The following is a 12,678-nucleotide window of genomic DNA, read 5'->3' as shown; positions in this document are numbered from 1 at the left end:
ATCAGTGTCCCTCCCCTTCATCGGATGCGGCCTCATCGGACGCACCGTACCCGTCCTCGGAGCTGCCGTAATCGTCCTTCTTGTAACCCAGCGCATTGCCGCCTTCCTTGATCTCCTTGCCTTCGGTGCCAAGCACGACGGAGATGTAGGGCCCGGGATTGAAAAGCTGCGCCGAGGTCGCGCGGAAATGCGCGGTCATGGGCCCCGCGAAGGCCGTATGCGCGATGATCAGCGCGACGAGCCCGCCAATCGCCACCAGCGGCAGGGTCGGAAGCGGCGTGGTCGCCGGGCGCGGCTTGCTGTCGACATTGTCCATCTCGGTGCGCGGATCGTCCATCTCGGACGCGATCTGGCGCGACTTCCAGAAGACGATGGTGCCCGCACGCGCAAAGCCCACGACCGCAATCAGCGACGAGCCCAGAATGATCGCCCAGGCCCAGGCCACGAGCGGGCTGTCATAGGTCGCATCGAGGATCAGCAGCTTGCCGAGGAACCCCGACAGAGGCGGCAGACCGGTCATCGCGATGGCGGAGACGAAGAACAGCCCCGCAAGGAGCGCATTGCCCGGCAGCGGCATCGACGCGTAGAGCCGCAAGCCCGCTCCGCCGCGATGCGACAGGACCAGGTCGACGATCAGGAACAGGGCGGCCGTGGCGAAGGTCGAATGCACGATGTAGTAGAGCCCCGCGCTGATCCCGGCCTCGGTGAAGACCGAGATGGCGATGGTCACCATGCCCATGGAGCCAATCACCGCGAAGGCCACCAGCCGGTCCATCCGCCAGGCGCCAAGAACGCCCACCATGCCGATCATCAGGCCGATCATGCCGACGGGAAGCAACCACCAGCCATGCAGGCCCGCCGTGAGTTCGAGATCGGGCGGGAAGATCAGCGTATAGGTGCGCAGGATCGAATAGGCCCCGACCTTGGTCATGATCGCAAAGAGTGCCGCCACCGGCCCCGGCGCCTCCGAATAGGAGGAGGGCAGCCAGAAATGCACCGGCGCGATGGCGGCCTTGATCGCGAAGACGAGGATCAGCAGCACCGCGGCGACACGAATGCCCGCGTTATCCTCGGCGGGGATCATAGCCACGCGCTCGGCCAGGTCGGCCATGTTGAGCGTTCCGGTCTGGGCATAGAGCGCGCCCAGCGCGAAGAGGAAGAGCGTGGAGCCCAGGAGGTTGTAGAGCACGTATTGCGTGCCCGCCTTCAATCGCTTCGCCCCGCCGCCATGGATCATGAGGCCGTAGGAGGCGATCAGCAGCACCTCGAAGAAGACGAAGAGGTTGAAGAGGTCGCCCGTCAGGAACGCGCCGTTGATGCCCATCAGCTGGAACTGGAAGAGCGCGTGGAAATGCCGCCCGCGTTTGTCCCAGTTGGTGCCGATGGCATAGAGCAGAACGGCGATGGCGAGGATGCCGGTCAGCACCAGCATCGTCGTGGCCAGCCGGTCCGCCACCAGAACGATGCCGAAGGGTGCCGCCCAATCGCCCAACTGGTAGAGCGTCAGCGTCCCGTCAGAGGCCTGCACGAAAAGCCCGATCGACACGGCAAGGCTTGCCAACGTGCCGGCGATGGACGCCACGCGCTGGATCTCGCGGTGATAGCGGGCCGCAAGGATGACGAAGGCAGCCAGCATTGCCGGAATGATGATGGGCAGAACGATCCAATGGGTCATTTCCGCACCTCCTCGCTCGCGGAGCCCGGGCCGGTCGAGGGCACCGAGTCGGGCAACGTGTCGTTCACACGGTCATTATCCCCGCTGAGATAGGCGCCGAGCGCAATCATCACGACCACGGCGGTCATGCCGAAGGAGATCACGATGGCCGTCAGGACAAGCGCCTGCGGCAGCGGATCGGCGTAGTTCTCCATGCCGTCGCGCAGGATCGGGGCGGCCCCGATCGTGAGACGCCCGCTGGCAAAGAGGAACACGTTGACCGCATAGGTCAGAAGCGCGGTGCCCAGGATGACCGGAAAGGTCCTGAGCCGCATCACGAGGAACAGCCCCGCCGCGGTCAGGATGCCGATGGCACTGGCAACAAGCATTTCCATCTCAGGCACCTCCCTCTGTTTCGGGGGTGCGGGACGGGTCGATATCCATGGGATACTCCGAATCCGGCATGTCGGCCCGCCGCGCGAGCCGGGAGAAACTTTCGAGCGACAGCATGACCGCGCCCACCACGGCCAGGAAGACGCCCACATCGAAGAAGAGCGCCGAGGCGACCTCGAACGCCTCGAGGCCCGGCAGCTTCACATATCCGAAGCTCGAGGTCAGGAACTCGGTGCCGGTGAACCAGGCGCCGATGCCCGTGAGCCCCGCCACCAGAACGCCCGACCCGATGATCCCGTGATAGGGGAAGCGCTGGCGGTCCGACGCCCAGGCAAAGCCCGAGGCCATGTATTGCATAACCACCGCCACCGCGACGACGAGGCCCGCGATGAAGCCGCCGCCCGGCTCGTTGTGGCCACGCAGGAAGATGTAGACCCCGACCATCAGCGCCACGGGCATCATCACCCGTGTCAGGATGACCATCATCAGCGGGTGCCGGTCGCCCGACAGGGGTTTGTCGGGTTCGCGGTTGAGAAGCCGCGCACGCACCGGTCCCGAAAGCAGCGTCTCGGTCAGCGCGTAGATCACGAGGGCCGCAATGCCGAGAACGATGATCTCGCCGAACGTATCGAAGCCCCGGAAATCCACGAGGATCACATTGACGACGTTGGTACCGCCCCCGCCGAGATAGGAATTCTCGAGGTGATAGCCCGAGATCGGCGGCGCGATGGCGCTGCCCGACAGCAGATGATAGCTCAAAAGGCCCGCGCCCGCACCGCCCAGAACGGCGACCGTGCCGTCGAAGAAGCGCTGCATGCCCGTGCTTTCCTTCGGCGTGAAATCCGGCAGGAAGTTGAGCGCGAGAAGCAGCAGGATGATGGACACGACCTCGACCGAGATCTGCGTCATCGCGAGGTCCGGCGCCGAGAAGAAGGCAAAGCCGATCGACACCATCGTGCCGATGATCCCCATCAGGATCAGTGCGAGCAGACGGTGATGGTGGAACACCACCAGCGCCCCCGTGGCCGCGACCAGCATCACCCAGCCGGCACTCGGCGCAAAGCCCGGCCATTCGCCCATGGTCATGGGCGCGGAGGTAGCACCCGTCATCCAGGCATGGCCTGCCGCCGCCACGATGGTCAGCGCGAGGATCGCCGCATAGCGCGTGAACGCGCCATCATGGAAGGCGCCAGTCACGCCCCGCGCAAGGCTGAGCGCGCCTGCGATGATCGCCTCGAAAATGGTCTTGGCCTCGGGCCGGGGCGTCACGTCCCAGGCCTTCTGAAGACCGCCATGGAGCGCCAGCAGAATGAGGCCGCCCACGACGGCCACGCCCGACATCATCAGCGGCACGTTGACGCCGTGCCAGATGGCAAGGTGATAGCTGGGCACTTCCGCCACGCCCCCAAGAACGGCAGCGGTCACGAACTTCACGAACGGCTCCACCACGAAGGGCAGCACGCCGATGAAGATCACGAGCGCGGTCAGGAAGGCAGGCGGCAGCCACATGCCGGGATTGGGATCATGCGGATGCGCGGGGTAATCGTCGCGCTCCTTGCCGAGGAAGGCGTGCCCGATGAACCGGAAGGAATAGGCCGCCGAGAAGAGCGCGCCGAAGGTGGCAAGCGCGGGCACCAGCCAATAGGGGCCGTAAAGCTCGGTCGAGAGGGCCTCCTTGAGCATCATCTCCTTCGAGATGAAGCCGTTCATCAGCGGAATGCCCGCCATGGACAGCGCCGCGATGATCGCGATGGTCGCGGTCACGGGCATCAGGTGCCGCAGGCCGCCCAGACGGCGAATGTCGCGGGTATGCGTCTCGTGATCGACAATGCCCGCCGACATGAAGAGTGCCGCCTTGAAGGTCGCGTGGTTCAGGATGTGGAACACCGCAGTCAGCACGCCGAAGGCCGTGCCGGTGCCCAGAAGCATGGTGATCAGGCCCAGATGCGACACGGTGGAGAAGGCCAGCAGCGCCTTCAGGTCATGCTTGAACAGCGCGATCACCGCGCCGAGGCACATGGTGATGAGGCCCGCAGAGGTGACGATGTAGAACCATTCGGGCGTGCCCGAGAGCGCAGGCCAGAGCCGCGCCATCAGGAAGATCCCGGCCTTCACCATGGTGGCGGAGTGCAGGTAGGCCGAAACGGGCGTGGGGGCTGCCATGGCGTGCGGCAGCCAGAAATGGAACGGAAACTGCGCCGATTTGGTGAAGCAGCCCAAGAGGATCAGGATCAGTGCCGGCGTGTAAAGCGGGCTCGCCTGAATCGCGTCACGCGCCTGCAGGATGTCGGAGATGCGGTAGCTGCCCGCGATATCGCCGAGGATCAGCGCGCCACCGATCATGGCAAGTCCGCCCATGCCGGTCACGGTCAGCGCCATGCGTGCGCCCTGGCGGCCTTCGGGCAGGTGCTTCCAATAGCCGATCAGCAGGAAGGACGAGAGCGAGGTCAGCTCCCAGAAAATGAGCAGAAGCAGGATGTTGTCGGAGAGGACAATCCCCACCATCGCGCCCTGGAAGAGCAGCAGGTAGGTGAAGAACTCGCCCATGTGGTCATCGCGGGAGAGGTAATAGCGCCCGTAGATGATGATCAGGGAGCCGATCCCGAGGATCAGCAGCGCGAAGAAGAACCCCAGCGGATCGAGCCACAATTCGACGTTGAGCCCCAGGGCGGGCAGCCATTCGACGCTGGCATAAAGGGTCTCGCCCCGCCAGATCTCGGGCAGGCGCGACAGCAATCCGACAAGGGCTGTCAGCGTGACCGCCAATGTGACGCTGGCGCAGGCCTTGCGACCCGCCCCGTACATAAGTCCCGGCAAAAGCGCGCCCAGAAATGGCAGCGCAACGATGAGAAAGAGCGACACGTAATCCCCCCACTGGTCCCTGAACGGCAGTGCCCGTACTTGTGCGGTGTTTTTCACCGAGCCTCAACCCGAAGCCGCGGGTCAGACCGGTCACCGGTAGTCGGATCGCCTTGATTGCGTAACAAATGGTGTGCCGCGCCGAAAAAGGAAGTATGGTATTGTTCGGTTCGCGACGAACGGACATTTTCCCGGTCAGGGGGCGCGGCGCGGGACGCCGTTCCTGCCTGTTGCGCGCATGTGAACCCGCGTCTTCTCTAAAGGGCGCATCTCCGGGCAAATGTTTGTAGCTTTCGCCTTGCCCTTGCGGGTATGGCACGCCACCTGCCCGCGTAACGGGCGCGCGTTTTGCCGCGCCGTGAAACATGAGGATGGACGGATGAAGACGACACTTTCCGCATTTGCACTGACCCTGACCGCGCTGCCGGCCTTTGCCGCGATCGAAGGTCCGCTCGTCTCGGCCGAGGCGCTGAACACCGAATTGTCGGATCCCACGCTGCAGGTTCTCGACATTCGCGGCCCGGAAGAGGACGGCTATGCCGGCGGCCATATCGAGGGTGCAGTGAACGCGCCCTACGGGCTGTTTCGCGGCCCGTCGGACAATCCAGGCCAATTGGTGCCCGAAGACAAGCTGACCGAGACGTTCCGCAGCCTCGGCCTTGAGACCGATCAGCCGGTCGTCGTGACCTATCAGGGCGCGAGCGTGACCGATTTCGGCGCCGCGGCACGGGTCTACTGGACGCTGAAATCTTCGGGCTTCGAGGAGATCGCGATCTTGAACGGCGGCCTCAACGCCTGGACCGAGGCAGGCTACGCCCTGTCAAAAGAGGCGGTCACGCCGGAGCCCTCCGACATCACCGTGAGATGGGACAACACCTGGACCGCAAGCGTCGAGAACGTGCAGGCCGCGATCTCCGGCGAGAGCGATACGCTGCTTCTCGATGCGCGCCCCGAAAGCTTCTGGAACGGCGAGCAATCGCACCCCGAGGCCGCGCGCCCCGGCACCCTGCCCCAGTCGGAATACTTCGTGCATGACAGCTGGTTCGGCGATGGCCCGACGATCATCGACGCCTCGGCCGCGCAATCGCTGGCCACGGAGAACAATCTCGACGGCGCGGAGAACCTGATCTCCTTCTGCAATACCGGCCATTGGGCGGCGACCAACTGGTTCGCGCTGTCGGAGCTTGCCGAGATCGACAATGTGAAGCTCTTCCCCGAGAGCATGGTGGGCTGGTCGAATGCGGGCTACGAGATGGCCAACGTGCCCGGCCCGCTGCGCAGCCTCTGGATCCAGATCAAGAACGTCTTCTGATCCATGACCAGTGTGAGTGATACCGGCACCGGGGCGGCAACCGCTCCGGCGTCTTCGTTTTTGACGCGCGTGCTTCTGATTGTGGGGGCATTCGCGCTGTCGCTGCTGGTCGCCGCCTATGCGGGCGGTCGCTACGGGCTTCTGCTGCTGATCGGACTTGGCTTCGGAATCGTGCTCGAAGGCTTCCGCTTCGGCTTCGCGGGGCCCTGGCGCATGTTGATCACCAAGCGTGATCCGCGCGGGACGCTGGCGCAGCTTCTGTCCATCGCCCTTGTGGCGCTGGTGGCTTTCCCGGTGCTGCAAGGTGCGGGCGGCACGATGATCGGCGCCCATGCGCCCATTGGCTTCGCGATGATCGGGGGCGCCTTCGTCTTCGGCGCGGCCATGCAGGTCGTGATGGGCTGCGGGTCGGGCACTCTGGTGAATGCGGGCTCCGGCAACCCGGTGAGCCTTGTCGCCCTGCCCTTCTTCGCCCTGGGCAGTTTCGCGGGCGCCTATCACCTGATTTGGTGGACCAATCTCGGCACACTGCCCGTCGTCGTTTTTGAGGGCACATCGGGCCTTCTGATCACGCTTGGCCTGCTGGCCGCGGTGGCGATCGGGCTTCTGGTGCAGGCCGCCCCCGGCACCCGCGCCATTCCGCGCAGGCTCTGGATCGCGGCGGGTCTGCTGGCGGTGCTGGCGATCCTGAACCTGTTGGTGGCGGGCCAGCCCTGGGGTGTGGTCTATGGCCTCGGCCTTTGGGCCGCGAAAGGTGCTTCGGTGCTGGGCGCGGATCTTTCGGCATCGGCATTCTGGAGCACGCCGGGCAATGTCGAGCGCATCAGCGAGAGCCTGCTGACCGATGTGACCTCGCTGACCAATCTCGGCATCATCGGCGGCGCCTTCCTGGTCGCGGTCTGGCGGTCGGGGCTGGGACAGGGCCTGCCGGACCTGCCCGCACGCGCCTGGGTCGCGACCATCATCGCGGGCTTCCTTCTGGGCTATTCGTCGCGGCTGGCCTTCGGCTGCAACGTGGGCGCGTTCTTCTCCGGAATCTCGACCGGCAGCCTGCACGGCTGGGCCTGGTTCGTCGCGGCCTTCGGCGGGGCCTTCGTGGGCGTCTGGCTGCGGCCGCGCCTCGGACTGGAGGGCCGCAAATGAGAACGCGCAAGCTGACCGCCGGGCTGACGATGGCGCTGCTGTTCGGGCTGGTGCTGTTCGATCAGGCGCAGAGCGGCGGGCTCAACCGGTTCGACGCGCCCCCGCTGATCGCCTGGGGCAGCGGACAGGCGGCGGGCGGCGCGCATTGTGCGGCCCTGCCCCAATAAAGCAAACGGCGCGGGCGGTGGGATGTCCCATCGCCCGCAACGCGAAGGCGCACCGATCGCGCGGCCTCACGCGATCGCGTCGAGTTCTTCGCCGAAGGTCTCCAAAAGCTTGTGCTTGAGGATCTTGCCCGTCGCCGCTGCGGGCAACGCATCCACGATGAGGATATGCGAGGGCCGCTTGTAGCCCGAAAGACGCGCCGCGACGAACGCCCCGAGTTCTGACGCATCCACGGTCCCCGGCGCGGTGATCTGGCAGAAGGCCAGCACCTCTTCGTTGCCACCTGCGACCTTGCGCCCGATGACAGCCGATTGCACCACCGCCGGGTGATCGTTGAGCGCGGCCTCGACCTCGGGCGGATAGACGTTGAAGCCGCCACGGATGATCAGCTCCTTGGAGCGCCCGACGATATGCAGCCGCCCCTCATCGTCCAGCTGCCCCAGATCGCCGGTGCGCATGAACCCGTCTTCGGTCAGCGCCGCCGCCGTGGCCTCGGGGTTCTTGTAATACCCCTTCATGATATGCGGGCCCGCAGTCAGCACCTCGCCCACGCCCGGCTCGTTGCCGACGGTCTCGTCAAGCTTGACGGTCACGCCCGGAAGCGGCGGGCCGACGGAGGTATCGGGATCGCCGATGGCGTTACGCGTGCCCGACACGCCCGCTGTCGTCTCCGTCATGCCGTAACCGTTCTGCAAAGGCAGGCCGTAGAAGGCCTCCGCCTTGCGCTTCCAGGCGGGATCGAGCGGCGCTGCCCCCGAAGAGACATAGCGCAACCGGTCGGAACCCAGCGTCTGGTGCCCGTGCTCGGCGGCATAGGCCATCAGGACCGCATGCATCTGCGGCACGGCGGGCACCACGGTCGCGCCGCGCTTGAGGGCCTGATAGAGCGCCTCGGCAGAAAAGCGCGTGGCCAGTTCCACCTGGCAGCCGGTCATGGCCGAGGCCATCAGCATGGAGGCCAGGCCGAAGACATGGGTCAGCGGCAGCGCGCCATAGACGTGATCGTCGGGTGTGAGGTTGCGCAGATCGCGGCTCGCCGCGGCGGCGAACAGCAGGTTGCCATGGGTCAGCATGACGCCCTTGGGGGCGCCGGTCGTGCCGGTCGTGTAAAGGATGACGGCGACCTGATCGGTGCCCTCCTCGACCGGTTCGGGCGCCCCGGCCGTCAGCGGCGCCACATGGATGGCGCCGAAGCCCGTCTCCTCCGCTGCCGCGCCCGCAGCTTGCGCATGCAAGGCGGCTTCCTTCGAGACCGCACTCGTGTAGACCGCGACGCGCGGTTCGGCATGGGCGGCGATGCGGTCGATCTCGGCCGCGGACATGCGCGCATTCACGGGCAGCGCCCAGGCGTCGAGCCGCGAGCAGGCCATGACCAGCGCGGCCACGGCAAAGCAGTTCTCGGCCACGATCAGAACGCGGTCGCCTGCGGTCACGCCGCGTGCGACCAGCAGATCGGCGGCGGCGTCGATGGCCGCGTCGTATCCTTTCCAATCATGCGAGGTTCCGTCCGCGTCGATCATCGCGGGGGCATCGGGTCGTGCGGCGGCGTGCGCCGCGACCATTTGGTGTATCCGGGTGTAGTCGGTCATGTCTCTGCGCCTCCTCCCTTTGGTTGCGCATGGGGATGTCAGGGCCTGAGCCGGGCGAGCGCGGCAAGCGCTTCGGCCTCGAGGCTGGCCACGATGTCGGTGAAGGGCTCGGACCGGTCGAGAAGACCCAGCGACTGCCCGGCGGACAGCATGCCGCGCGACACGTCGCCCGTCTCGTAGGCCTGCCGTCCAATCTTGCCCGACACGTAAGGCATCAACGCGTCGATGCCGATCTCGGGGTTTGTACGCTCCATTTCGGCGACGATCTCGGTCGTCTCGTTCTTGAGCGTGCGGATCGTGTTGCGGACGCTGCCCATGGTGAGCGCCGTGTCGCGTTCACTGGCAGCAACGAGCGCCTGCTTGTAGCCGTCATGGGCCTGCAATTCGGTTGCGGCCAGAAAGCGCGTGCCGATCACGACGCCCGCCGCCCCGCCCGCGAGCGCCGCAACGATCTGGCTGCCCGCGCCGATGCCCCCGCCGATCAGGAACGGGATCTCGAGGCGGCGTTCGGCAAGCGCGATGTTCACGAGGCTGCCCACGAGGTCCATGCCCGGATGGCCGCCGCATTCCGCGCCCACGATGGCGACCATGTCGACGCCCACGCTTTGCGCCTTCACGGCATAGCGCACCGAGGGCACCTTGTGGATGATCGTGACGCCTGCCTCCTTCAAGAGAGGCACGTAGGGTTCGGGGTTGCGGCCCGAGGTCTCAACCACCTCGATACCCTCGTCGATGATCAGCCGGAACAGGCCCTCAGTCTTCTCGCCGGGCACGAGTTTCGGCAGCATCGAGACATTGACGCCGAAGGGGCGGCCTGCGGCCATGTCGCGGCAGCGGGCGATCTCGGCGCGGAGCGCGCCATCATCGGGGAAGCTCGCCGCGGTGATGAAGGGCAGAACCCCGGCCTTGGCGGCCGCCGCGCAATATTCCGCATCGGCGAGCCACATGAGCCCGCCTGCGAGAACTGGCAAGCGCAGGTCGAATTGCCGCGTGAGCGGCGTCGCCAGGGCCCGGTCGGCAGGTTTCATGCACCACCTCTGAGCTTCGCGAAATCGGGGCGGCGCTTTTCGAGAAAAGCGTTGATGCCTTCAGCGGCTTCGGGGGCCGCGACGGCCGCGGCCATGGCGTCGCGTTCCGCATCGAGCTGCGCCGCGAGATCCTGATGCGCGGAGTTTATCAGCCGCTTGATCCGGCCTTGCGCCTCGGACGGCCCGGCGGCGATCCGATCCGCGAGATCCATCGCCGCGGCCAGCGCCTCGCCCGTGCCGGTCAACCCGTTGATCGCGCCCAGCTCCGCGAGGCGATCCGCCGTCACCGGTGTGCCCAGAAGCAGCATCTCGGAGACAAGGGCGCGCGGCAGCCGCTCCGAGAGCGTGGCTGAGAGGCCTGCATCGGGGGCCAGGCCCGCCTTCACATAAGCTGCGGTGATCTTGGACCCGGCGGCGGCGAGGCTGAAATCGCAGGCAAAGGCCAGCGACGCGCCCGCGCCCGCGGCCCCGCCTTCGATGGCCGCGATCCACGGCACGGATGACAGACGGATGCTGCGCACCAGATCGTGCAGCTCCTCGATCCGCGCTTTGCGCGCGTCCTCGGGAAGATCGCGCCTCGTGGCCAGCAGGCTGAGATCGCCCCCGGCGCAGAAAAACCCGCCCTTGCCCCAGATCGTCACGGAGGTAATCCGCGGCTCTTCCGCGAGATGCGCGGCTTCGCGCAGCGCGGCATAAAGGTCGGGCGACAGCGCGTTGCGCTTGGCACCATTGTCGTTGACGACGACGAGCCGGTCGCCGCGATCGTCGATATAGGCCAGGCTCATGCGTCCCCTCCTTCCGCCAGTTTTTCGCGGGGCACGCGCTTGAAGACGCCATGCGCGGTGGCGATCAACGCGCCGTCCTCGCTGCGCAGCTCCCCGTCGATGAAGAGAAGCGAGCGGCCGCCGCCCACGACGCGACCCGTCGCGGTGAGGCGTTGCCCGACGATGCCCGCCGCCACGAAATTCGTGGAAAGCGACACCGTCAGGAAGGGCGAGCGCCCAGTCTTGTCGACCGTCAGGCTGGCCGTGGCGCCCATCGCATTGTCGAGAAGGACGCCCGCGATCCCGCCATGCAGCACGCCGTGGCGATTGGAATGCGCCTCGCCCACATCGAGCATGCAGCGCGCGCGGCCATCGTCCCGGGAGACATCCAGAACATAACCCAGGGTGCGCTGCGCACCGGTTTCACCGCGGATGAGCGTCATGGCTCAGGCCGCGCTCAGGCGGATGAAGCGTTCGAGGTGGAAATCGGTATCCCCGAAGCGGTGATCGACCATGGTCAGGCGCTTGGCGAGGTGACCCAGCGCGTATTCCTGCGTCATGCCAATGCCGCCATGCATCTGGATCGATTCCTCCGCGACGAGCCGTCCGGCGCGACCGATCAGGTTCTTCGTGGCACTGACATGCCGCTCGCGCTCGGCGCGCGGGCTGTCCAAGTGACCTGCGAGGTTGATGACCGCAGAGCGGGCCTGCTCGATCTCGATCAGCACATCGGCCATGCGGTGCTGCAGCGCCTGAAACTTGCCGATGGGCTTGCCGAACTGCTTGCGCTGCTGGAGGTAGCCGACGGTCAGTTCGCGGATCGTCTCCATCAGGCCCAGCGCCTCGGCGGAGATCGCGGCGGTGGCGCGCGCGGCGGCCTTCTCGATCTCGGGGAAGGCCTTGCCCGCCTCGCCGATCAGCGCGTCCGCCGGAACGGTGACGCCATCGAGCGTGACCTCGCCCGCGCGACCGCCGCCATTCATAGGGTAATCGCGGATCGAAAGGCCCTCGGCATCGGCGGGCACGAGGAAGAGCGAAATGCCGTCCTCATCCGCCGCGTCGCCCGCGGTGCGGGCGCTGACGACGAAAGCGTCTGCAATGGCGGCGTGGCCCACCACGGTCTTGGTGCCGGACAGCGTCCAGCCCTCGGCGGTTTGCTCGGCCTTGGTCTCGACATGGTTGAGGTCATAGCGCGCACGCGGCTCGCCATGGGCGAAGGACAGCACCTTGCCCGCGATGATCTCTTCGATCATTTCCTTCTGCGCATCGGAGCCCAGCGCGGCAATCAGGCCGCCCGCCAGCACGCCGGTTTCGAGAAGCGGCTCGAACACGCCCGCGCGGCCCATTTCCTCGAAGACCACGGAGAGGTCGAAGCCCGCGCCGCCGAAGCCGCCATCGTCTTCGGAGAAAAGCGCGCCGATGACGCCCATCTCGGTCAGGCCCTCCCAGACGGCTTCGGAATGGCCGGTTTGGCTGTCGGTCGCGGCGTTGAGCGCCTCGGGGGTGACGTTCTCGCGCAGGTAGCGGCGCAGGCCGTCCTGCAGCATCTGGCGTTCTTCGGTGAGGTCGAAATTCATGTCTCTAACCTTTGTATTCGAGTGCGGGGCGGTCTTGGCGGGTCGCGCCTGCCCGGGCGGGCGCGCGGCCAAAAGGTGCCGCTTGGTAAATGGTCGGGTTGCGTCTCGACGGCATCACGCGCACCCGCGTTGAACGCGCCTGCCACTGGGGCAGGCAGGCGCGGCCCGGCGGGACCGCCGGGCGGGGCGCTGGG

11 protein-coding genes are annotated in these 12,678 nt (G+C 66.4%); 3 read left to right on the top strand and 8 right to left on the bottom strand.

From position 1 onward, the window contains the following. Position 1 precedes the first annotated feature (1 nt). Genes FIV09_RS02810 through FIV09_RS02800 form a run of 3 tightly spaced genes read right to left on the bottom strand, consistent with a single transcriptional unit; the run spans position 2 to position 4,909 of the window. On the bottom strand, positions 2-1,675 hold the full coding sequence (locus tag FIV09_RS02810) for a monovalent cation/H+ antiporter subunit D (RefSeq protein WP_152448563.1): 1,674 nt from the start codon (positions 1,673-1,675) through the stop codon (positions 2-4). Continuing rightward, the gene (locus tag FIV09_RS02805; RefSeq protein WP_152448562.1) at positions 1,672-2,049 is read right to left on the bottom strand and encodes a Na+/H+ antiporter subunit C; all 378 of its coding nucleotides are present in this window, start codon (positions 2,047-2,049) and stop codon (positions 1,672-1,674) included. The genes FIV09_RS02810 and FIV09_RS02805 overlap by 4 nt, the downstream gene beginning before the upstream one ends. A gap of 1 nt (position 2,050) precedes the next feature. Then, the gene (locus FIV09_RS02800) at positions 2,051-4,909 is read right to left on the bottom strand and encodes a monovalent cation/H+ antiporter subunit A (protein WP_152448561.1); all 2,859 of its coding nucleotides are present in this window, start codon (positions 4,907-4,909) and stop codon (positions 2,051-2,053) included. A 376-nt stretch (positions 4,910-5,285) separates the two neighbouring features. On the opposite strand from FIV09_RS02800, the gene FIV09_RS02795 reads away from it, so the two are divergent. The 3 genes from FIV09_RS02795 to FIV09_RS20295 are packed head-to-tail and all read left to right on the top strand — an operon-like array spanning position 5,286 to position 7,528. Beyond that, entirely contained in the window at positions 5,286-6,218 is a 933-nt protein-coding gene (locus FIV09_RS02795) for a sulfurtransferase (RefSeq protein ID WP_152448560.1), read from the top strand. Positions 6,219-6,230: 12 nt separating this feature from the next. After that, positions 6,231-7,361, top strand: coding sequence for a YeeE/YedE family protein (locus FIV09_RS02790; RefSeq protein WP_371417765.1), 1,131 nt, complete (start codon positions 6,231-6,233; stop codon positions 7,359-7,361). Beyond that, entirely contained in the window at positions 7,358-7,528 is a 171-nt protein-coding gene (locus FIV09_RS20295; RefSeq protein WP_172975587.1) for a hypothetical protein, read from the top strand. Before FIV09_RS02790 ends, FIV09_RS20295 begins: the two co-directional genes overlap by 4 nt. Before the next feature lie 66 nt (positions 7,529-7,594). Here the strand turns inward: FIV09_RS20295 and FIV09_RS02785 are convergent, their stop codons facing one another. From FIV09_RS02785 to FIV09_RS02765, 5 genes are read right to left on the bottom strand one after another with little or no spacing between them, the layout of a single operon-like run. Further along, positions 7,595-9,115: a class I adenylate-forming enzyme family protein gene (locus FIV09_RS02785; RefSeq protein ID WP_152448558.1), complete on the bottom strand. Its 1,521-nt coding sequence runs from the start codon at positions 9,113-9,115 to the stop codon at positions 7,595-7,597. 38 nt (positions 9,116-9,153) lie between these two features. Continuing rightward, entirely contained in the window at positions 9,154-10,143 is a 990-nt protein-coding gene (locus tag FIV09_RS02780) for a nitronate monooxygenase family protein (protein ID WP_152448557.1), read from the bottom strand. Next, complete coding sequence (locus FIV09_RS02775) at positions 10,140-10,928, bottom strand: oxepin-CoA hydrolase, alternative type (RefSeq protein ID WP_152448556.1); 789 nt, start codon at positions 10,926-10,928, stop codon at positions 10,140-10,142. The genes FIV09_RS02780 and FIV09_RS02775 overlap by 4 nt, the downstream gene beginning before the upstream one ends. Then, a complete protein-coding gene (locus FIV09_RS02770) occupies positions 10,925-11,350 on the bottom strand; it encodes a PaaI family thioesterase (protein ID WP_152448555.1) in 426 nt (141 codons plus the stop codon). Before FIV09_RS02770 ends, FIV09_RS02775 begins: the two co-directional genes overlap by 4 nt. 3 nt (positions 11,351-11,353) lie before the next feature. Continuing rightward, a complete protein-coding gene (locus FIV09_RS02765) occupies positions 11,354-12,484 on the bottom strand; it encodes an acyl-CoA dehydrogenase family protein (protein ID WP_152448554.1) in 1,131 nt (376 codons plus the stop codon). Positions 12,485-12,678 lie beyond the last annotated feature (194 nt).

This window comes from Roseivivax sp. THAF197b (assembly GCF_009363255.1).
In the GTDB taxonomy this organism is placed as follows: domain Bacteria; phylum Pseudomonadota; class Alphaproteobacteria; order Rhodobacterales; family Rhodobacteraceae; genus Roseivivax.
Note: the sequence above shows the minus strand (reverse complement) of the source record. Positions and strands in the feature narration are given on the sequence as shown.